Annotated in this window: 17 protein-coding genes and 1 pseudogene; 6 read left to right on the top strand and 12 right to left on the bottom strand. The window is 66.5% G+C overall.

From position 1 onward, the window contains the following. Nucleotides 1–8 precede the first annotated feature (8 nt). The 3 genes from cimA to rpsD all read left to right on the top strand — a co-directional run bounded on the left by cimA (nucleotide 9) and on the right by rpsD (nucleotide 3,300). Complete coding sequence (cimA, locus tag ACMVY4_RS17900) at nucleotides 9–1,628, top strand: citramalate synthase (RefSeq protein WP_416897340.1); 1,620 nt, start codon at nucleotides 9–11, stop codon at nucleotides 1,626–1,628. Between the two features lie 165 nt (nucleotides 1,629–1,793). Further along, on the top strand, nucleotides 1,794–2,585 hold the full coding sequence (locus ACMVY4_RS17895; protein ID WP_416897339.1) for an RNA methyltransferase: 792 nt from the start codon (nucleotides 1,794–1,796) through the stop codon (nucleotides 2,583–2,585). Between the two features lie 94 nt (nucleotides 2,586–2,679). Further along, nucleotides 2,680–3,300 (top strand): 30S ribosomal protein S4, encoded by a 621-nt coding sequence (gene rpsD, locus ACMVY4_RS17890; RefSeq protein ID WP_416897338.1) that lies wholly within the window; start codon nucleotides 2,680–2,682, stop codon nucleotides 3,298–3,300. Between the two features lie 56 nt (nucleotides 3,301–3,356). Here the strand turns inward: rpsD and ACMVY4_RS17885 are convergent, their stop codons facing one another. Next, nucleotides 3,357–5,300, bottom strand: coding sequence for an AMP-binding protein (locus ACMVY4_RS17885; protein ID WP_416897337.1), 1,944 nt, complete (start codon nucleotides 5,298–5,300; stop codon nucleotides 3,357–3,359). 81 nt (nucleotides 5,301–5,381) lie between these two features. On the opposite strand from ACMVY4_RS17885, the gene ACMVY4_RS17880 reads away from it, so the two are divergent. Then, on the top strand, nucleotides 5,382–5,807 hold the full coding sequence (locus tag ACMVY4_RS17880; protein ID WP_416897336.1) for an acyl-CoA thioesterase: 426 nt from the start codon (nucleotides 5,382–5,384) through the stop codon (nucleotides 5,805–5,807). Next, nucleotides 5,804–6,775 carry a hydroxyacid dehydrogenase gene (locus ACMVY4_RS17875; RefSeq protein ID WP_416897335.1) on the top strand — a complete coding sequence of 324 codons (972 nt, stop codon included), beginning with the start codon at nucleotides 5,804–5,806 and terminating at the stop codon, nucleotides 6,773–6,775. The genes ACMVY4_RS17880 and ACMVY4_RS17875 overlap by 4 nt, the downstream gene beginning before the upstream one ends. 9 nt (nucleotides 6,776–6,784) lie before the next feature. Here ACMVY4_RS17875 and ACMVY4_RS17870 read toward each other — a convergent pair whose 3' ends face one another. The 3 genes from ACMVY4_RS17870 to ACMVY4_RS17860 all read right to left on the bottom strand — a co-directional run bounded on the left by ACMVY4_RS17870 (nucleotide 6,785) and on the right by ACMVY4_RS17860 (nucleotide 10,989). Then, nucleotides 6,785–7,267 (bottom strand): response regulator, encoded by a 483-nt coding sequence (locus ACMVY4_RS17870; protein ID WP_416897334.1) that lies wholly within the window; start codon nucleotides 7,265–7,267, stop codon nucleotides 6,785–6,787. Between the two features lie 65 nt (nucleotides 7,268–7,332). After that, a complete protein-coding gene (locus tag ACMVY4_RS17865) occupies nucleotides 7,333–8,820 on the bottom strand; it encodes a hypothetical protein (protein ID WP_416897333.1) in 1,488 nt (495 codons plus the stop codon). 9 nt (nucleotides 8,821–8,829) lie between these two features. Further along, nucleotides 8,830–10,989 carry an RNA degradosome polyphosphate kinase gene (locus ACMVY4_RS17860; RefSeq protein ID WP_416897332.1) on the bottom strand — a complete coding sequence of 720 codons (2,160 nt, stop codon included), beginning with the start codon at nucleotides 10,987–10,989 and terminating at the stop codon, nucleotides 8,830–8,832. A 77-nt stretch (nucleotides 10,990–11,066) separates the two neighbouring features. Between ACMVY4_RS17860 and ACMVY4_RS17855 the strand changes: the two genes are divergently transcribed. Further along, nucleotides 11,067–11,585: a SixA phosphatase family protein gene (locus tag ACMVY4_RS17855; RefSeq protein WP_416897331.1), complete on the top strand. Its 519-nt coding sequence runs from the start codon at nucleotides 11,067–11,069 to the stop codon at nucleotides 11,583–11,585. A 54-nt stretch (nucleotides 11,586–11,639) separates the two neighbouring features. Here ACMVY4_RS17855 and rpmG read toward each other — a convergent pair whose 3' ends face one another. From rpmG to dprA, 8 genes and pseudogenes are all read right to left on the bottom strand, one after another. After that, complete coding sequence (gene rpmG / locus ACMVY4_RS17850) at nucleotides 11,640–11,807, bottom strand: 50S ribosomal protein L33 (RefSeq protein ID WP_416897330.1); 168 nt, start codon at nucleotides 11,805–11,807, stop codon at nucleotides 11,640–11,642. 79 nt (nucleotides 11,808–11,886) lie between these two features. Continuing rightward, nucleotides 11,887–12,297, bottom strand: coding sequence for a DUF6524 family protein (locus ACMVY4_RS17845; protein WP_416897329.1), 411 nt, complete (start codon nucleotides 12,295–12,297; stop codon nucleotides 11,887–11,889). Nucleotides 12,298–12,312: 15 nt separating this feature from the next. Next, nucleotides 12,313–14,394, bottom strand: a complete 2,082-nt coding sequence (locus ACMVY4_RS17840; protein ID WP_416897328.1) for a molybdopterin-containing oxidoreductase family protein — start codon at nucleotides 14,392–14,394, stop codon at nucleotides 12,313–12,315. Nucleotides 14,395–14,465: 71 nt separating this feature from the next. Continuing rightward, the gene (locus ACMVY4_RS17835; RefSeq protein ID WP_416897327.1) at nucleotides 14,466–15,167 is read right to left on the bottom strand and encodes a histidine phosphatase family protein; all 702 of its coding nucleotides are present in this window, start codon (nucleotides 15,165–15,167) and stop codon (nucleotides 14,466–14,468) included. Nucleotides 15,168–15,220: 53 nt separating this feature from the next. Further along, nucleotides 15,221–17,452 (bottom strand): ribonuclease R, encoded by a 2,232-nt coding sequence (rnr, locus tag ACMVY4_RS17830; RefSeq protein ID WP_416900343.1) that lies wholly within the window; start codon nucleotides 17,450–17,452, stop codon nucleotides 15,221–15,223. Next, the gene (locus tag ACMVY4_RS17825; RefSeq protein ID WP_416900342.1) at nucleotides 17,449–18,552 is read right to left on the bottom strand and encodes a topoisomerase C-terminal repeat-containing protein; all 1,104 of its coding nucleotides are present in this window, start codon (nucleotides 18,550–18,552) and stop codon (nucleotides 17,449–17,451) included. Before ACMVY4_RS17825 ends, rnr begins: the two co-directional genes overlap by 4 nt. Nucleotides 18,553–18,643: 91 nt before the next feature. Further along, nucleotides 18,644–20,041, bottom strand: a pseudogene (topA, locus tag ACMVY4_RS17820) (type I DNA topoisomerase); the annotation flags it as partial. Between the two features lie 103 nt (nucleotides 20,042–20,144). Further along, nucleotides 20,145–21,278 (bottom strand): DNA-processing protein DprA, encoded by a 1,134-nt coding sequence (dprA, locus tag ACMVY4_RS17815; RefSeq protein WP_416897326.1) that lies wholly within the window; start codon nucleotides 21,276–21,278, stop codon nucleotides 20,145–20,147. Nucleotides 21,279–21,352: the final 74 nt, after the last annotated feature.

Here is a 21,352-nt window from a genome sequence, read left to right as displayed (position 1 = left end):
CTGAAGCGATGGCCAAGGAACGACTCTATTTGTTCGACACGACTTTGCGCGACGGTGCGCAGACTCGCGGCGTTGATTTCTCTGTCGAGGACAAGCGCAACATTGCCGAGGCGCTGGATCATCTGGGCATTGACTACATCGAGGGCGGCTGGCCGGGCGCAAACCCCACGGATACGGCCTTCTTCGCCAATCCGCCGAAGCTGCACCGCTCGAAACTGGTCGCCTTCGGTATGACCAAGCGCGCCGGGCGTTCTGTATCGAACGATCCGGGCCTGTCCGAGGTTCTGAACGCCGGGTCCGACGCAATTTGTCTGGTCGGCAAGGCCTGGGACTTCCATGTCGAACTCGCATTGGGCATTTCGCTGGAGGAGAACCTGATCTCGATCCGCGAGAGCATCGAGGGTGGCGTCGAGCGCGGCCGCGAGGCCATGTTCGACGCGGAGCACTTCTTCGACGGCTATCGCGACAATCCGGAATATGCCCTGGCCTGCCTGAAGGCCGCGCTGGACGGCGGCGCGCGCTGGGTCGTGCTCTGCGACACCAATGGCGGCACGCTGCCGGTCGATGTGCAGCGGATCGTCGGCGAGGTGGTGAAGCACGTGCCGAAGGAGAAGATCGGTATCCACGCCCACAACGACACCGAGAACGCTGTCGCTAACAGTCTGGCCGCCATCGCGGCCGGGGCGCGGCAGGTGCAGGGCACGCTGAACGGCCTCGGCGAGCGCTGCGGCAACGCCAACATGATGTCGGTGATCCCCTCGGTGATGCTGAAGCCGAGCTACGCACAGCATCTGGAAACCGGCATCTCCCAGGCCGGGCTTCGTCAATTGACGCCGACATCGCGTCTGCTGGACGAACTGCTGAACCGCGCCCCGAACCGGCACCAGGCTTATGTCGGCGACAGCGCCTTCGCCCACAAGGGCGGGCTGCATGTCTCGGCGGTGCAGAAGGACCCGAAGACCTACGAGCACATCGAGCCGGGCGTGGTCGGCAACCGGCGCCATGTGCTGGTGTCAGATCAGGCCGGCCGGTCCAACATCCTGGCCCGTCTGGAAGAGGCTGGTATCGAGGTCGCGCCGGACGATCCGCGCGTGGCGCGGCTGCTGGAGACCGTCAAGCAGCGCGAGTTCGAGGGCTATTCCTATGACGGGGCCGAGGCCAGCTTCGAGCTGATGGCGCGCCGCGCGCTCGGCCAGGTGCCAGACTACTTCAAGGTCGACCGCTTCCGGGTGCTCGTCGAGCGCCGCTACAACGCGCGCGGCCAGCTCATCACCGTCTCCGAAGCGACCGTGAAGATGGTCGCCGGCGGGCAGGAGAAGCTCACGGTCGGCGAGGGCAACGGGCCGGTCAACGCCCTGGACATGGCGCTGCGCGACGGCCTGGTGGGCCTCTACGACGAACTCGGAGACCTCCGGCTGGTGGACTACAAGGTCCGCATCCTGAACGGCGGCACCGAGGCCGTGACCCGCGTCCTGATCGAGAGCGCCGACGCGAGCGGTGAGCGCTGGTTCACTGTCGGCGTCTCGCCCAACATCGTCGAGGCCAGCTTCGACGCGCTGCACGATTCCATCACCTACAAGCTCTACCGCGACGGCGCGCGCGTCGCGCCGCAGCTCGCGGCGGAGTAGGGGGTATGGGGGCCGTGCCTGGGAAACACCTGATCCGCCCCGGGACTTGATCCCGGGGTCCAGATCGACGTTGCCGCCGGAGCCGATTTCGAGATGTCTGTCGCCCGTCATCTGAGCCGCAATGGGTTGCGGGATCGAGTCCCGCAACGGGTGGGAGACTAGAACTTGGCCGGAACCGACCGCCGTCTGCAGGACCGGGCGCTGCCTCAGCCTGCCGTGATCCTCGTCCGTCCGCAGATGGGCGAGAACATCGGCGCGGCGGCTCGGGCGATGCTGAATTTCGGGCTGGGCGAGATGCGCATCGTCGATCCGCGCGACGGCTGGCCGAACGAGGCGGCTCGGGCCATGGCCTCGCGCGCCGACGAGGTGCTGGACAACGCGCAGGTCTTCGATACCACCGCCGAGGCCATCGCGGACCTGCATCAGGTCTACGCCACGACTGCCCGCGGCCGTGAGATGTCGAAGCCGGTGCTGAGGCCCTCCGAGATGGCGGCGCACGGCGTCGGCGCCGTACATGCTGGCCAGAAGGTCGGCATCCTGTTCGGCGGCGAGCGGGCCGGTCTGGACAATGACGATGTCGCACTGGCCCGTGCGGTTGTTCAGGTGCCGGCGAACCCTGCCTTCTCATCGCTGAACCTGGCCCAGGCCGTGCTGCTCTGCGCCTATGAGTGGCGTCAGGCGGCGGCGGAAGGCGGCGCCGGGAGCTTCGACGAACAGGATCCCCCGGTGGCGGCGGCGCAGATGACCGCCTTTCTGGATTTCCTCACCCGCGAACTGGATACGGCCGGCTTCTTCAATCTGATCGGCGACAAGCGGCCGACCATGCTGCGCAACCTGCGCGCCCTGTTTCACCGTGCAGAGCTGCGCGATCACGAGGTGCGGACGCTGTTCGGCATGATCCGCAGCCTGTCGGGTCACCGGCAGGGCGTCCGGAAGCCTGAGCAAGACGGCGGTTGACAGGCCGGAAACCGCGGCCTATAGCACCGCCTTCCCGCGGCCGGAACGCACCGGCTGTCGTTATATGTTACACCGAACGAAGTAGGTTGCCCCTATGTCGAAGCGCGTCAGTGCGAAATACAAACTCGATCGCCGTATGGGCGAAAATCTCTGGGGCCGTCCGAAGAGCCCGGTGAACAAGCGGGACTACGGCCCAGGCCAGCATGGCCAGGCCGGCAAGCGCAAGAAGATCTCCGACTTCGGCCTGCATCTGCGCGCGAAGCAGAAGCTGAAGGGCTATTACGGCTCGATCACCGAGAAGCAGTTCCGCCGCATCTATAACGAGGCCGTCCGCCGCAAGGGCGACACCTCGGAGAACCTGATCGGCCTGCTGGAGAGCCGTCTGGACGCGCTGGTCTACCGCATGAAGTTCGTGCCGACCGTTTTCGCCGCGCGTCAGTTCGTCAACCACGGCCACGTCATGGTCAACGGCCGCAAGGTCAACATCCCCAGCTACCGCTGCAAGCCGGGCGACGTCGTCGAGATCCGCGAGAAGTCCCGCCAGATCAACCTGGTGCTGGACGCCGTCGACTCCCCGGAGCGCGATCTGCCCGACTACATCAATGTCGACCACGACAAGATGAAGGGCGAGTTCACCCGTGTGCCGAAGCTGGCCGACGTGCCCTACGCCGTCGCAATGGAACCGAACCTGGTGGTCGAGTACTACTCGCGCTAAGTCAGCGGTTCACCGACGAATTCGGAAGCGGCGCCGGAGCAATCCGGCGCCGTTTTCTATTGGGCCGCCGCCCGCTTCACCGCGTCGATGGCGTCGGGGTTGGTCAGCGCCGAGAGGTCGCCTGTGGGTTCGTCCAGCACCAGCGCCCGGATGACCCGGCGCATGATCTTCAGCGAACGCGTCTTCGGCAGGTCGTCCACGAACAGCACCCGCTTGGGCTGGAAGGCCTTGCCGAGGCCGTTCACGACCGCGCCCGACAGTTCGGCCGCCAATGCGTCCGAGGCCTGCTGACCGTCGCTCAGAACGGCTGCGATCAGCACAGCCTCGCCCTTGATCGGGTCGGGCAGGGCGACGGCGGCGGCCTCGGCGACCTTGCCGGTGGCCATGACAAGCCCCTCGATCTCCGCCGGGCCGGCCCGCTTCCCGGCGACCTGGATCGTGTCGTCGGAGCGGCCATGGACGTACCAGAGCCCGTCCTCATCGCGGCTGGCCCAGTCGCCGTGCCGCCAGAGATCGGGGAACATCGACCAGTAGGTCTCGATGTAGCGGTCCGGATCCTTCCAGATGCCGCGTGAGAGGCCGATGGACGGATTGCGCAGAACCAGTTCCCCGACCTCGCCGGGGCCGACGGGCTCGCCCTGACCGTTGACGATATCGGTGCCCATGCCGGGCAACGGGGCCGCGAAGCAGCAGGCCCGTTGCGGCGTCAGCACGTCACCGGCGACGAAACCGCCGCCGATCTCGGTGCCGCCGCAGACATTGATGATCGGGCATCGCCTGCCGCCGGCATGTTCGGAGAACCAGTGCCAGGCTTCTTCGGTCCAGGGCTCGCCGGTCGAGGCGAGGATGCGGACCGATGACAGATCGTGTTTCGCCACCTCCTCGGGGCCGTAGCGCATCAGGCCGCGAACGGCGGTCGGCGCAATGCCGAAGAAGGTGGCGCCATGCTCGGCGGCGACGCGCCAGATCCGCCCCTTGTCCGGCCAGTCAGGCGTGCCCTCGGCCAGGATGAAGGCCGCGCCGGTGTAGAGGGTGCCGGTCATGGAGTAGGGGCCGGTCACCCAGCCGAAATCGGCCAGCCACAGCAGCCGGTCGTCGGGACGCAGGTCGAAGCTGGTGGAGAAATCGAGCGCCGCCTTGATGGACAGACCGCAATGGGTCAACACCACGCCCTTGGGACGGCCCGTGGTGCCGGAGGTGTAGGCGATCATCACTGCCTGGTCGGCATCGACCTGAACCGGATCGACCTCCGCGCCCGAGGTGTCCAGGTCGGACCAGAGCACGTCCCTGCCCGGTTGCATCCCGGCGCCGGCTTCGGTCGTCTGAAGGACGATGATGGTCTTCAGCGTCGGGATCTCGGCGGCTGCCCGGTCGATGACCTCCTTCATCGGTATGTCGGCGCCGCGCCGCTTCGCCGAATCGACGGTGATGGTGGCGACGGCATCGCAGTCGTTCAGCCGCTTGGCGATGGCCTCGGCGCCGAAGCCGGAGAAGAGCGGCGAGATGATCGCGCCGATCCGCGCGATGGCGAGGAAGGCGACCACGGTCTCGGGCAGGATTGGCATGTAGACGCCGACGGCATCGCCGGGCTTCACGCCCAGCGCCGTCAGGCCGGCCCCGAGTTCCCGGACTTCCCGGTCGAGATCGGCGTAGGACAGCCGGCGGACGCTGTCGTCCTCACCGTGCCATACGATCGCGTCCTGGTCCCAGACGGGTGTGCCGCGGTGGCGGTCCAGGATCGCATCGGTGAAGTTCATCGTGCCGCCAACGCACCATTTCGCCCAGGGCTTGCCATCGGAGACGTCCAGCACCTTGTCGTAGGGCTTGCCGAAGCGGATGCCGAGTTCGGCGATGGCCGCGTTCCAGAACCAGGTCGGGTCTGCGTTGCTGCGGGCCAGCAATTCCTTCTCGTCAGCGCAACCGAGCGCCCTTGCGAACGCCGGCAGACGGGCGTTGTCGGTGTACTCGGGCGTCGGCACCCATGTGTAGTTGTCGGCCATCGGCTGCGTCTCCCCTTGCGCCGTTTGTCTCCCCGCGCCGATTATGACGGCCGGATTCCATGGCGTTAAGGGGGAGGAAACATGGCTGGCTGGACCGAGACCTTCAGGGGTGTGATCTATCCATGGAACTGTGACCACATGGGCCACATGAACGTGATGTATTACGTCAACTTCTTCGATCAGGCGGCGTGCCACCTGATTTCGGCCTGCGGCTTCAAGTGGACGACGATGGGCGAAGAGGGCATCGGGTTCGCCGACGTGAAGCATGTCATCGAGTACAAGGCGGAGCAGAAGGTCGGCAGTCCGATCGTGGTCGAAAGCGGCATCGTCAAGCGGGGCCGCACATCGCTTGTCGCCGCGCATCGGATGCTGAACCCGGAGAACGGCGAACTGGCCGCCACGATGGAGGTCACGACCATCCTCTTCGATCTGAAGGCGCGCAAGTCGATGCCGTTGCCGGAAGACACCTGGCCCCTGATCGACGGTCTGCTGGTCGAGCCCGAATGAAGCGGATCCTGCTGATCGAGCCGATGCATCCGGCCGGCCCTGACCTTGCGGCGGCCCGTGGCGGCTTCGAGGTCGTGGTCGCGCCGGATCCACGGCCGGAGACGCTGAAGCGACTGGTCGGCGATGTCCACGCCATCGGCGTCAGGATCGCGCCGCTCCGGCGGGAGGTGCTGGAAGCCGCGCCGATGCTGGAGATCGTCTCCCGCCACGGCGTCGGTTGCGACAATGTCGATGTCGAATACCTGACGGCGCGCGGCATTCCGGTCGCCATTGCTGCGGGCGCCAATGCCGATTCAGTGGCCGAACACACGTTGATGCTGATGCTGGCCGGGACGCGCAACCTGATCCGGCAGGACCGGGCGGTGCGCAGCGGCCGTTTCGCCGACCGTGACGGACTGGTCGGCGGCGACCTGACCGGCGCGCACGCACTTATCGTTGGCTTCGGCCGCGTCGGGCAGCGGGTTGCGCGGCTCTGCAGGGCGTTCGGCATGCGGGTCACTGTCGCCGATGTCGCGCTCGACCGGGACCTTGCCGGGTCGATGGGCTGCGCGGCCGTCACGGACTTCCGCGAGGGGCTTGGCGAAGCCGATTTCGTGTGCATGCACCTGCCGCTGAACGCCGACACGCGCCACGCCATGAGCGGCGCGGAGTTCGCCCGCATGAAGACCGGCGCGGTTCTGGTGAACTGCGCCCGTGGCGGCGTTGTGGACGAGATGGCGCTGGTCGATGCCCTGGAGTGTGGCCGCGTCGCCTGTGCCGGAATCGACGTGTTCGATCAGGAACCGCCGCCGGCGGATCACCCGCTGCTCGGCCGCGACGACGTCGTGCTGACACCGCATACGGGTGCGGCGTCGCGCGGTGCGATGCGGGAGATGTCGCGCATGACCTTCCGGAACATTCTGGACTTCTACGACGGGCGTCTGCGGGAGGACTGCACGTTCAACGGCGCGGCGTTGAGGGCCGCGTAGCTGCGGTCTTCAGGTCCGGCGGTGTCTCGGGATCTCGGCGATGTCGAACCAGTAGTCCTCGATGGTGCGGACCAGATCCCGCATGGCCGAAGGGGTCATCGGCTTGCTGATGAAGGAATTCGCGCCCATGGCGTAGCAGCGGGAGACATCGACCTGGTCGCGCGAGGTCGTCAGCATGACAATCGGAATGTCGGCAAGATCCGGGTCTCTCCGGACCTGATCCAGCGCTTCGAAGCCGTTCATCATCGGCATGTTGATATCGAGCAGGATGATGTGCGGGCGCGGATTGGCGCCGCTGTCGCTGTAGGCGCCGCGATTGTGGAGATAGTCCAGCATCTCGCGGCCGTTCCCGACGGCGTGGAAATCCTTGATCAGACGGCCTTCCTGAAAGGCGCGCCGGGTGAGGAAGATATCGTCGGGGTCGTCATCCACCATCAGGATGACGATCCGCTCGTCTCGCCCGAAGGACGCCGGGTCTTCCACCGATGTCACAGCCGATCTCACGCCCCAGTGTTCCTCGGTCCGGTTTCGCTCACCGTTGTCTTCTAGCCCAGAATTTATTGATCAATCAATGGTCGTGCGAAAAACAGGGTAGCAAGGTGCTTCAGGCGGGCATCGACGGCATCGCTTGCGAGATAGGGCCGGCCGCTGGGCATCTGCAGGGTGAGCACGTTGTCGGACAGGGAAAGACTGAAGTCCTGCAAAGAGTTGCGGCCGCCGCCGCCAAGGGTCAGCGCCAGCCGCATGGCCGCGCCAATGCGGTCCGCCGCCAGCAATTCCTTCTCGCCCAGCAGCGTTCGGGCGTCGCGGATCGCCTCGTCGCCGGCCTTGTGCGAGTAGCGCCGCAGCACCGAGATCGAGATGAAGGTCCGTTCGGCGTGGTTCAGCGCCAGCAGCGGTGCGCGCAGGACGCGGCGGTAGGATTGTGTCGCCCGGTAATCGGGATGGGTCCGCCAGCCGGTGTCGCAGAGCAGACAGGCTGCGAGGCGGAGCCGCCGCTGCCAGTCTGTCTCGTCGGTGAAGAGCGGCGAGATCCAGTCGAACACGGCCTTGCCGGTCTCGTCGCTGAACCGCGCTTCCTGTGCCGCGATGGCCCTGACGCCGGCAATGAGGGGATCCTGGGCCCGGACGTCGGCGTCCAGGCCTTCCAGATAGGCGCCTTCGCGGACGCCGTGGGCGCTGAAGATGATCCGCGCCGGATCGATGAAGCCGACAAGGTGTTTCAGCACCATCGAGGCGGCGGGCAGTACCTGGAGGCGGCGTTTGGAGACGCCGTGCTCGCCGGCCAGGGAGTCCGGGTGCTGTCCGGCGATGAGGTCGGCGAGATCGAGCGCGCGTGCCGCCGTCATCTGGTAGCCGTGAATGATGTTCAGGCCGTAATTGCGCATCGCGATGTCGATCTTCGCGAAGGCGCGCCAGGTGCCGCCGACCAGATAGAGATTCTCGGTCTTGCCGTCGCCCAGCCAGTTGGGGCGGGAGAGTTCCTCGGCGACGCGCTTGCTGATCTGGTCCGCCTGGTTGTCGTCGTCGGCGAACTGCAGCGGTCCGAGGGGCAGGCTGATGCCGCGGCCGGGTACGCCGCCGCCGACTTCCGCCAGTTCCAGGCTGCTGCCGCCCATGTCGCCAACGAGGCCCTCGGCCTCCGGGATGCCGAACAGGACGCCCTGTGCGGCAAGGTGGGCTTCTTCCTCGCCGCTGAGGACCCTCAACTCGACACCGGTCTCCCGTGCCGCACGTTCGACGAAATCGGGTCCGTCATCGGCGTCGCGCACCGCCGCTGTGGCGAAGGCGTTGACCCGGCGTGCGCCCAGGCAACTGGCCATCCAGCTGAACCGGCGGAGCGTGCGGATCGCATGTTCGACACCCTCCGCGTTCAGGTGCCCGGTCGCGGATACGCCGCGGCCCAGCGCGCAGAAGGCCTTCTCGTTCAGCATGGCAAGTGGCGCGCGCTCGCAATCGCCGAAGATCACCAGGCGCACGGAATTGGATCCAACGTCGATGACCGCGGTGCGGTCGGTCCTGGCGGCGGTCATGGTGTCGGGCATGAAAGTCCGTCAGTCGTCGTCCAGCTTCAACATGACCGGACCCCCGCTTCGCGTCAGGGCCTTGCCTCGGCCCGACAGGCTGGGGTTCGTCATGAAATATTCATGCGCACTGAAGCCGTCCCCGTCCACCTCTAATCTGTGATACTCGCCATTCGACTGGAGTTCCCAGCTCTGCAGGTCATCCTTCAGGTTGGCGACCATGATCTGATCCAGAACCTGGGCGTGTACGGTCTCGTTCCTGATCGGCACCATCGTCTCGACACGCCGGTAGAGGTTTCGCGGCATCCAGTCGGCCGAGGTGATGTAGACCCGAGCCTTCCGGTTGGGCAGGTCCGCGCCATTGCCGAAGACGACGATGCGGGAATGCTCGAGGAAGCGGCCGATCAGGCTGCGCACGCGGATGTTCTCCGACAGCCCCGGCACGCCCGGCCTGAGGCAGCAGATGCCGCGGATCACCAGTTCGATCTCCACGCCGGCCTGGCTGGCCTCGTAGAGGGCGTCGATCACGGTGGTGTCGACCAGGCTGTTCATCTTGCCCCATATCAGGGCGGGGCGGCCGGCCTTCGCATGGGCGATCTCGGCCTGGATCTCCTGCAGGATCCGTTCGTGCATCGTGTGCGGCGAGTAGGCGATCTCCTTCAGGTTCTCTGGCCGGGCGTAACCGGTCAGGAAGTTGAAGATCGCCGCCGCCTCACGGCCGAGCTGCGGGTCTGCGGTGAAATAGGAGAGGTCCGTGTAGATCTTGGCCGTGATCGGGTGGTAGTTGCCGGTCCCGAAATGGGCGTAGGTCTTGAGCTCGTCCTTCTCTCGGCGGACCACCAGCGAGATCTTGGCGTGGGTCTTCAGCTCGACGAAACCGTAGACGACCTGCACGCCGGCCCGTTCCAGATCGCGGGCCCATCGGATGTTGGCGGCCTCGTCGAAGCGGGCCTTCAGTTCGACCATCGCGGTGACGGATATGCCGGCCTCTGCCGCTGCGATCAGAGCCTGGACGATCGGTGAGTTGTCGGAGGTGCGGTAGAGCGTCTGCTTGATGGCGACCGTGTTGGGGTCTTCCGCCGCCTGGCGGATGAACTGCACGACGACGTCGAAGCTCTCATAGGGGTGATGGACGATGATGTCCTTGGCCCGGATGGCGGCGAAACAGTCGCCGCCGAACTCCCGGATGCGTTCGGGGAAGCGGGCGTTGTAGGGCTTGAACTGCAGGTCCAGACGTTCGTCGACGATGACCCGCCGGATGTCGGAGAGCGCCAGAAGACCGTCGATCTCGATCACGTCCGCGGGCTTGGTCTCGGTCTCCTCGACGACCAGACGCCGGAGATGGTCGCTCATGTCCGAAGTGACCTGCAGCTTCACGATGTGACCGCGGCGGCGGCGGCGCAGGGCACTTTCGTAGGTGCGGACGAGATCCTCGGATTCCTCCTCCACCTCGATGTCCGAGTTGCGGATGCAGCGGATCTGGCCGCGGCTGACGATCTCGTAGCCGGGGAACAGCCGGGACATGTAGGTGGCGATCACCTGAGAGATGTTGATGAAGCGGATGTCCTTGCTGGGCAGCCGGATGAAGCGGGGCAGGTGCTGCGGGATGGGCACGATGGCGTCCAGCAGCCGCCCGTCCTCGGCGCGCTTCAGCTGCGCGATCATGGCCAGGCCGAGATTGGGAATGAAGGGGAAGGGGTGGGCCGGGTCGATGGCCAGCGGCGTCAGCACCGGCAGAACCTGATCCAGGAAATGCCCGTCCAGCCACTCACGCTCCTCCGCCGTCAGTTCGCTGGCGGCGATGATGGAAATGCCGTTCTCGCGCAGTTCGTCCTGCAGGCCCTTCCAGTAGTCCTCCTGCTTGTGGATCAGTTCCTGGGCCAGCTCGCCGGTGCTTTCCAGCTGTTGCGCCGGGGTCAGGCCCTCGGCGCTGAGCGTCTTCACGTCCGCCTGGACCATGTCCCAGAGGCCGGCGTACCGCACCATGAAGAACTCATCGAGGTTGGAGGCCGAGATCGAGAGGAAGCGCACGCGTTCCAGCAGCGGATGGCGCGGGTTCTGGCTTTCCTCCATGACCCGGTAGTTGAACTGCAGCCAGGAGAGCTCCCGATTGATGAAACGTTCGGGCGACTCGCCGGTGATCGCCGGCGCTTCCGGTTCCCGGACCTCTGCGGCGCTCATCTCGTTCATGAGAAGTGACCTCCCTGAGACCTCCGGGACCCGGAGGTTGTCTTGTGCTCGGGTGACATCCGCGTGACAGTGGCCCGATGAAGACACTCTACCTGCTCCGGCACGCGAAGTCCGCCTGGGGCGATCCGCAGCTTAGCGATCATGACCGCCCGCTCAATGCCCGGGGACGGAACGCCGCGGCGCGGATGGGCCGGTATTTCGCCGAGAACGGCATCCAGCCGGCAAGAGTGTTCGTTTCCACCTCGGTGCGGACCCGGGAGACCTGGAAGCTGCTGTCCGCCGAGGCGCCGGACCTGCCGGCGCCGGTCTTTGCCGATGCCCTCTATCACGCGCCGCCTGGCGTCTACATGCGGCTGGTCGGCGATCTGACGGCCGAGGTGCCCAGTGCGCTCTTCGTGGCTCACAGCCCGGGCATCGAACAGCTGGCGCGTTCCTGCGCGGCCGAAGGCGACGCCGCCGACATGGCCGCCCTGAGGGAGAAATACCCGACCGGCGCGCTGACCGAGCTCGCGTTTTCCGGCGGCTGGTCGAAGGTCGGGCCTGGCGGGGGGCGGCTGGTCCGCTTCGTCCAGCCCAGGCTGCTCGACTCCGAATGAAAAAGGGCCGCGCCGAGGCGCAGCCCTTGGTCGTTTCCGTAGCCGGAAGCCGGATTACTTGATCTTGGCTTCCTTGAACTCGACGTGCTTGCGCGCGACCGGGTCGTACTTCTTCATGACCATCTTCTCGGTCAGGTTACGCGGGTTCTTCTTGGTGACGTAGAAGTAGCCCGTGCCGGCGGTGCTCACGAGCTTGATCTTCTGGACGATGGGCTTGGCCATGGCTCGGTCTTTCCAACTGATGCGAAATCTGAACCGCGGAACATAGTCGGCGCGCGCCCGCTGTCAAGCGGAACGGGACCTACTGATCGACATCGTCCATGTCCGCCTGACCGGAGATCCTGCGGCGCACATGACTCCAGCTGACGCCGACGCCCATGATGGTGGCGATGGCGAGCAGCGCCACCCAGACCATCAGGTCGCGGTTGGCCGGATCGAAGAGCTGCAGGTCGGCGAGGACCCAGACCAGCACGGCGAAAAAGGCGCCAACCAGCACGATGCCGACGATCCCGATGGACCGGAACGTGGCGCGCAGGAAGATGATGTAGCCGACCAGCAGGACCAGCCCGGCCAGCGCCTTGTAGGGCAGGCCGGTCTGAAGATCGCCCAGCACCCAGCGGACATAGCTCCACTGGGTCGGGTTGTAGGTGAGCATCACCAGCACGAGCGCGATCACCCAGCGCTGCAGGAAGTCGCCGAAGCGGAAATACATGGGCCGGGCTCCGGGTCAGGCGGCTTCGATCTTGACCGAGGTGTCGTGGAACAGGCCGCCGCCGATCGGCGCGCCGGGTTCGGCGGATGTCAGCGCATTGATGCCGAGACCGTCGACGAAGGCGGCGTTGGGCCAGACCGACTCGACCACGACCACGCCGTCCCTCAGTCCCTCGGTGATCTCGACATGGATGCGGACCTGCCCGATCGCATTCGACAGCCGCACGAGATCGCCGTCGGCCACGCCGAGCCGGCCGGCGTCGGCCGGATTGATCTTCACCGTCGGCCGCGCCTCGCGCTTCGTCGAGGTCGGCGTCTCGGTGAATGACGAGTTCAGGAAGTTCCGCGCCGGGCTGGTGGTCATGCGGAAGGGACGCTCCGGCGTCGCCTTGTCCTCGCGCGCCCAGTAGTCGGGGAAGTCCGGCATGCTGTCAGGCGTACCAGCCGGCCCGAAGCCCTTCGGTCCCAGGAAATCCCAGCTCGGATGGAAATGGAACTTGCCGTCGGCGTGACCGAAGCCGTTCAGATAATGCGCCGTCTCGAAGTCCGGCTGCACGTCGAACCACTTCTTCTCGCGCAGTTCCTCGATCCCGGGCCAGCCGGAATTGGTGAGCGTCCAGTCGATGATCTCTTCGGGCGTCATGTCGAAGCCGCGGTGTTCTGCGCCGGTGCGCCGCGCCAGCTCGACGATGACATCATGGTTGGAGCGGCACTCGCCGGGGGCGTCGATGATCTTCGGCCCCAGCAGGATGTGCTGGTGGCCGCCGCCCTGGTAGAGGTCGGTGTGCTCCATGAACATGGTCGCCGGCAACACGACATCCGCGAACTTGGCTGTCTCGGTCATGAACTGCTCGTGGACGCACATGAACAGGTCCTCGCGGCGGAAGCCGGCGTGCACCTTGTTCAGTTCCGGCGCGACCATGGCCGGATTGGTGTTCTGCACGAACAGCGCCATCACCGGCGGGCCGCCGGCCAGCTTCTCGTCCTCGCCCAGCAGGATCGGGCCGAGGCGGGACTGGTCGAGAATGCGGCTGTTCTTGTGCGGGGCGTCCAGGCCTTCGATCAGGCTGCGGTCCCAGTGATAGATCTGGCCGTTGTTGTAGAAGGCCCCGCCGCCCTCGTGCTTCCAGGAACCGAGCACGGTGGGCACCGACACGGCCGCATGCATGCTGACCGAGCCGTTGCGGCCGCGCGTGAAGCCGTAGCCGAGGCGGAAGAAGGTGCGGTCGGTGGTGCCGACCAGCTTCGCGAAGGCCTCGATCTCTTCCACCGGCAGCCCGGTGATCTCGCTGGCCCATTCCGGCGTGCGGGTCCTGAGGTGCTCTTCCAGGCCGGCGGGATCGTCGGTGTATTTCGCCATGTAGTCGCGGTCGGCATGGCCGTCGCGGAAGGCGATGTGCATCACCGCGCAGGCCAGCGCCGCGTCGGTGCCCGGCTTCAGGATCAGCGCCATATCGGCCTGTTCGACCGTGCCGTTCGGATAGACGTCGATGGCGACGATCTTCGCGCCCCGGTCCTTCCGGGCCTTGGTGGCGTGGGTCATCACGTTGACCTGGGTGTTCACCGGGTTGGTGCCCCAGATGACGATGACGTCGGCCTTCTGCATCTCGCGCGGATCGACGCCGGCCAGCCGTCCGGTGCCTGCCATGAAGCCGGACTGCGCGATCGGCGTGCAGAAGGTGCCGTGCATGCGGCTGTAGCCCTTGGCGTGCCGCCAGCGGTTGACGCCGTCCCGCATCACCAGGCCCATCGTGCCGGCGTAGTAGTAGGGCCAGACGGCCTCGGCGCCGTATTCGGCCTCGATCTCGTTGAACTTCGAGGCGGTCAATTCCATTGCCTCGTCCCAGCTCGCCTCGCGGAACTCGCCGGAGCCCTTGGCGCCGGTTCGGATCATCGGCTTCGTGAGCCGGTCCGGATGATGGATGCGTTCGGCGTAGCGGGCGACCTTCGCGCAGATCACGCCGCTGGTGTAGGTGTTGTCCTTCGATCCGCGCACGCGGCCGATATGGGTCGACGAGAGCACCTCGACTTCCAGCGCGCAGGTCGACGGACAGTCATGCGGGCAGGCGGAGTAGGCGGTCGTGATCGGCGCGTTCATGCAGCGGACTCCCCATGTTCGATCCCGCTACACCTATCGCTGCGTCAGCCGCTCGGCAAGCGGATGCGGCGTCAGGCGTCGGCGCGCTGGCTGAAGTAACGCTCCTGATTGGTGCGCCGGTCGTCCAGACGCCAGGGTTCGTCGGGCCGCCAGTTCAGCATGCGCAGGAAGTAGCGCGTCATCTTTCCGTCCTCGACATCCAGGTCGAAGATGTTGAGGCAGGCCGTGTCCTGTTCGAAGCGCGAGAGCCCCGCCAGACCGGCGCCGGTCAGCCAGGAGAAGATCGCCCGGTTCACGCCGCCGTGCGCCGCGATCAGCATGGTATCCCAGCCGTCCTGCGTCAGCAGGTCCTCGATGGCGACGCTGATGCGCTCGTAGAAGTCGGCCAGGGGCTCTCCGAAGGCGAAGCGCGCGCCCGGCTCCGCCGCGCGTTCGAAGGCGTAGACCATGTCATTCAGCGCCTGATCCCGGTTCAGCGGTACGTTGCCGGACTTGATCTCCCGCAGCGCCCCGATGGTCTCCAGTTCGGGTCCGTCCCGTCCTTCCAGAATGGCCTCGGCGGTCTGGACGGTGCGCAGCAGTCCGGTGCAGACGGCGCGGTCGAAATCGATACCGGTCAGCGCCTTGCCCATGGCCTGCGCCTGGTGAAGGCCGAGTTCTGTCAGCGGCACCTTGTCGGGTTCGGCGACCCGCTGGCCCTCGGAATCGTAGTAGGCCACATCGCCGTGCCGCATCAGATAGACCCGTCGCCGGTTGGCGCCAAGCATTGTCATCTTCATCCTCCCCTCGGAATCGATGTCCTATTGTTCCCCGACAAGATTACCGGTCAACGACGGCGCTTGCCCTTGTTCTTCAGGCTCGGCTTGCCGCCGCGCTTCGGCAGGTTCCGCGGCCGGCCCTGTTGCGGGCGCCGCGGCTTCGCAGCCGGCTGGTTCAGCATCTCGAAGAGCAGTCCGCCGGTCACCGGCGCGGCCTCCTTCAGCCTTACGGCCACCGCCTGGCCCAGATGGAAGACGGCGCCGGTCGAACGTCCGACAAGCGAGACCGTCCGTTCGTCGAATTCGAAGAAGTCGCTGCCCAGATGGCGCATCGGCACCAGCCCGGAGGCCCCGGTCTCGGTCAGGGTCACGAAGACGCCGGCTCGGGTGATGCCGCTGATCCGGGCGGAGAACTGCGCGCCGATCCGGTCCTGCATGAAGACGGCGGTGAATCGGTCCATCGCGTCCCGTTCGGCCAGCATGGCGCGGCGTTCGTTGGCGGAAACCTGCTCCGCCAGATCCTGGATTTCCTTGATCGGCATGCCGCCCAGGCCGTCGTTTCCGGCCTTCAGCGCGTCGATCAGCGCGCGGTGCACCAGCAGGTCGGCGTAGCGGCGGATCGGCGAGGTGAAATGGGCGTAGCGCCGCAGCGCGAGGCCGAAATGCCCCTTGTTGTCGGTGCCGTAATAGGCCGGTGTCTGGCTGCGCAGCACCGCCTCGTTCACCATCGCTTCGGCGTCGGTGTCGCGCGCCTTGCGCAGGGCATGGTTGAAGTTCTTAGGCCTGACGGTCTCGCCGACGGTGAAGGGGATGCCGAGGGTCTCCAGCATCTCCTTAAGCGGCCGCAGCTTTTCCGGGTCCGGCGGTTCGTGAATGCGGTAGACGCAGGGCTGGCTGCGCCGCTCCAGCGTTTCGGCCGCGCAGACATTGGCGAGGATCATCATCTCCTCGATCAGCTTGTGTGCGTCGAGGCGTTCGCGCGGCAGGATCTCCCTGATGAAGCCGTCCTCGCCTATTTCCGCACGCCGCTCCGGCATCTCGATTTCCAGCGTCTCGCGGCGGCTCCTGGCCTTCTCCAGCGCCTCGAAGGCACCGTAGAGCGGCTTCAGCACTGGTTCGACCAGCGGACCGATCTCGTCCGTCGGACGGCCTTCGATGGCAGCCTGCACGGTCTCGTAGGCGAAGTTGCCGGCCGAGCGCATCAGGGCGCGGAAGAACTTGTGGCGCAGCTTCCGCCCGCTGGAATCGATCACCATCTCGACAGCCATCACCGGCCGGATCTCGTTCGGCATCAGCGAGCAGAGATCAGCCGACAACGCTTCGGGCAGCATTGGCGCGACACGGTCGGGGAAGTATGTCGAGACGCCGCGTTCCTGCGCGGCCTTGTCCAGCGCGGAACCCGGACGGACGTAGTGGGCGACGTCGGCGATGGCGACAAGGATGCGGAACCCGCCCTTGTTGCCCGGATCGTCGTCCGCCTCGGCCCAGACGGCGTCGTCATGGTCGCGCGCATCCGACGGGTCGATGGTGATCAGCGGGATCTTGCGGATATCGGTGCGGCGGCCCGGCTCGGTGACCGGCAGCGCCTCGGCGGCCTCGCCCAGCGCTTCGGGCCGGAAACTGTCGGGAATGCCGTGGTTCTGGATGGCCAGGATCGAGATCGCCTTCGGGCTGTCGAAGCTGCCCAGAACCTCGACCACCTTCGCCAGCCTCGGGCCCATGGCCCGGCTGGGCAGGCTTTCGACCAGCACGAGATCGCCATGTTCGGCCCCGTTCAGGTCGCCGAGATGGACCCGCATCTCCTGCTTCAGCTTGCGGTCGGTCGGTCGGACCCAGGCCTCCTTGCCGCCGAGTTGGAGCACGCCGGTCAGCGTCCGCGGCGTGATCTCAAGGCGCTTCATGGCACGGGCTTCGTAGCCGTCGCGCCGCTTGAGCAGGCGGGACAGGTACTGATCCCCCGTCTTCGGCGCGGGGCCCTTCACCGTGTCCGGATCGAGTTCGATCCGCGGCGATTCCACGCCGGCCTCCCAGGCCGTCGGACGGCAGAGCACCATTCCGTCGCCTGTCGTCTCGATCACGGTCAGAACGGTCACCGGCGGCAGCCGGCCGGGCGGGCGGCCCTTGTCCTTGGTCTCGACCGCGCGTTCGGCCTCGATCTCCTTCATCATCCGTTTCAGCCAGATGCGGTCCTGGCCCTTGATGCCGAAGGCGCGCGCGACTTCGCGCTTGCCCGCGGTGCCGCCGGACTCGTCGATCAGGGTTCGGATCTGCTGCTTGGTGGGGAGAGGACCGTCGGTCACTCGTCGCCGGCTTTCGACTTCGCCGCCGCCTTCTTCTTTTTCGGCGCGGCCTTCTTCTTCGCTGCCGGCTTCTTCTTCCCGGACTTGGCCGCGCGTTCGGCGATCAGACGGACGGCCTCTTCCACGGAAATCGACTGCGGATCGACATCCTTCGGGATCGTCGCGTTGACCTTGCCATGCTTGACATAGGGGCCATAGCGGCCGTCCAGCACCTGGATCTCGCCGCCTTCCTCCGGGTGCTCGCCCAGCGACTTCAGCGCCTTGGGCTGCGGCCGGCCGCCGCGGGTCTTCGCCTCGGCAATGACGGTGACGGCGCGGTTCAGGCCGATGTCGAGCACCTCCCGCCAGTCCGGCAGGTTGGCGTATTTCTTCTCGTGCTCGACGAAGGGGCCGTAGCGGCGGATACCGGCCGTGATCGGGCTGCCGGTTTCCGGATGCTTTCCGACTTCGCGGGGCAGGGCAATCAGCCGGATCGCGAGGTCGAGATCGACGTCGTTCGGTTCCAGACCCTTCGGCAGAGAGACACGCTTCGGTTTCTCGCCGTTTCCGCCCTGGCCCAGCTGCAGGTAGGGGCCGTAGGGCCCGACCTTCAGCCAGATGGTCTCGCCGGTCGCGGGATCGACGCCCATTTCCCGGTCGCCTTCCATCTGGGCCTTCTGCTCCTTCTCCGTGCCGCCCAACTGCCGGGTGAACTTGCATTCCGGATAGTTGGAGCAGCCGAGGAAGGCGCCGAACTTGCCGAGCCTCAGGCTCAACTCGCCATTGCCGCAGTTGGGGCAGGCGCGCGGGTTGGAGCCGTCTTCCTTCGGCGGGAAGAGCGACGGCGCTAGGAAGTCGTTCAGCGCGTCCAGCACCTCGCCGATACGCAGTTCCCTGGTGTCGTCGACGGCGGCCGAGAACTCCTTCCAGAAACGGCGCAGCACTTCCTTCCAGTCGATCTTGGCCGACGTGATGTCGTCCAGTTCCTCTTCCAGCGAGGCGGTGAAGTCGTACTCGACATAGCGCTGGAAGAAGTTGATCAGGAAGGCGGTGACAACGCGGCCCTTGTCCTCGGGCACGAAGCGCTTCTTGTCGAGGCGGACATAGTCGCGGTCCTGCAGGGTCGAGATGATCGAGGCATAGGTCGACGGCCTGCCCGATGCCGAGCTCCTCCAGCCGCTTGACCAGCGTCGCCTCCGAGTAGCGCGGCGGCGGCTGCGTGAAGTGCTGCGCCGGGTTCACCGCTTCGCGCGCCAGCTTCTCACCCTCGGTCAGCTTCGGCAGGCGCTTGTCGTCGTCATCGTCCTTCGCCTCGTCGCGGCCTTCCTCGTAGAGCTTCAGGAAGCCCGGGAACTCGACCACGGTGCCGGTTGCGCGGAAAACCAGGTTGCCGCCGTCGCCGGGAATGTCGACGCCGGTCTGGGCCAGGCGCGCATCCGACATCTGGCTGGCGACGGTGCGCTTCCAGATCAGGTCGTAGAGCTTGTGCTGCTCGGCGGAGAGATGCTGCTTCATCTCGGCCGGTGTCCGGCTGACATCGGTCGGACGGATCGCCTCGTGCGCTTCCTGGGCGTTCTTGGCCTTGGTCGCGTAGTGGCGCGGATGCGACGGCAGATAGGCGGTGCCGAACTCCTCGCCGATGGCGCCGCGGATCGCGTCGATCGCCTCTGAGGCGAGCTGCACGCCGTCGGTCCGCATGTAGGTGATCAGGCCGACGGTCTCGCCGCCGATATCGATGCCCTCATAGAGCTTCTGCGCCACCTGCATGGTCTGGCGCGCGCCCATGCCGAGCTTGCGGGAAGCCTCCATCTGCAGCGTCGAGGTGATGAAGGGCGGCCAGGGCTTGCGGCTGGTCTGCCGGGTCTCGATCTCGCCGACGGTGAAGCCGGACTTCATGGCCCGCGCGACCAGCGCCTTCGCCTCCGCCTCGGTGGCGATGGACAGGCGGTCCAGCCTGGTCTCGTCGACCTGGCTCAGCCGCGCCTCGAAGGTCTGGCCATCGCCGGTCTTGAAGACCGCGGTGATCGACCAGTATTCGCGCGGCTTGAACTTCTCGATCTCCAGCTCGCGCTCGACGATCAGCCGCAGCGCAACGGACTGCACGCGGCCGGCCGAGCGGGCGCCCGGCAGCTTGCGCCAGAGCACCGGGCTGAGCGTGAAGCCCACCAGATAGTCCAGCGCCCGGCGAGCCTGCTGGGCATTCACCAGATCCATGTCGATGTCGCGGGGCTTCTGCATCGCCTCGGTGATCGAGCGCTTGGTGATCTCGTTGAAGACCACGCGCTCGACCTCGACGTCCTTCTTCAGGGCGCGGCGCTTCTTCAGCGCCTCCAGCACGTGCCAGGAAATGGCCTCGCCCTCACGGTCCGGGTCGGTCGCCAGTACCAGCCGGTTGGCGTCCTTCACCGCATCGGCGATGGCCTTCAGATGCTTGGCCGACTTGGGATCGGCCTCGTAGATCATCTCGAAATCGGCTTCCGGATCGACGGAGCCGTCCTTCGACGGCAGATCGCGGACATGACCGAAGGAGGCCAGAACCTTGTAGCCCGAACCCAGATACTTGTTGATGGTCTTGGCTTTTGCGGGGCTTTCGACGACGACGACGTCCATCTGACCTCAGCGTGCAGGAGGAGGGGCGGCAGGAACCCGGTAGATTTCCGGGAAAATGGGCAAAGCACCAGAGGCTGTCAACGGCCCGCGCCCTTCCGGCGCTTCAGCCGGCTGCCAGCGCATAGCGGTTTCCGGCATGCCGTTCGATGCGTCCGGCGATCTCCAGTTCCAGCGCCAGGGCGTTGAATGCGGCCGACGAAAGGCCGGTCTGACGGATCACGAGATCGGCCTCGGCAGGCTCCGGACCGAGCGCTTCGAGGATCGCGGCGCGGCCGCGGTCCGCGTCGCCTGAGACCGGATCGATCTCGATGGTGGCGGCGACCGGATCGACCGCAGCTCTGGGCGCGCGCAGGCTGAACCGCTGGCCGGGGCCGAGTTCGTCGAGGATGTCGGCGGCGCTTTCGACCAGCCGGGCGCCGTCGCGGATCAGCCGGTTGCCGCCGCGAGCGCGGGGATCCAGCGGCGAACCGGGGACGGCAAAGACCTCGCGGCCCTGCTCGCCGGCCTGCCGGGCGGTGATCAGCGAACCCGACCGCATCGCCGCCTCGACGACCAGGACGCCCAGCGAGAGGCCGGCGATGATGCGGTTGCGGCGCGGGAAATGACGCGCGCGGGGCTGTGTGTTGAAGGGAGCCTCCGCCAGGATCAGCCCTTCTTCGGCGATACGGTGATGAAGGCGCTCGTTCTCCGGGGGGTAGACCACGTCGATGCCGCCTGCGATGGCGGCGACGGTGCCGGTCGGCAGGGCGGCCTCATGGGCTTCGGCGTCGATTCCCCGCGCCAGGCCGGAGGCGATGACCAGGCCGCTCTGTCCCAGTTCGGCTGTGATCCGTCGGCAGAGCGTCCGTCCATTTGCCGAAGCGTTGCGGGCGCCGACAATGGCGAAGACCGGGCGATCCAGGAGCGACAGGTTGCCAAGAGCGGCGAGTACCGGCGGCGCGCTGTCGATCTCGGCCAGTGGTTCGGGGTAGTCCGGGTCGCCGGACATAAGGAACCTGGCGCCGAGCTTCTCCAAAGATTGCCATTCGCGCTCCGCGTCAGAGGCCGGGCAGATCCTGAGGCGCTTGCGGCCGGCCCGCGACGCGATTTCCGGCAGCGCGTCCAGCGCTTCGGCCGCGGTGCCGAAACGCTGCACAAGCCGGGCGAAATTCACCGGTCCCACATTCTCGCTGCGGATCAGCCGCAGGCGGGCGAGGCGTTCAGCATGGTCGGCGGCGGGTTGCATGCCGGGCAGCATGCCTCATCCTGCGGCTGCAGAAAAAGCGAAAGCCCGGCAGCGGGGCTGCCGGGCCTTCATGGATGCGCCAGTTT

It is taken from the genome of Minwuia sp., from assembly GCF_048007105.1.
Lineage (GTDB): Bacteria > Pseudomonadota > Alphaproteobacteria > Minwuiales > Minwuiaceae > Minwuia.
This window is presented reverse-complemented; position numbering and strand designations above follow the sequence as displayed.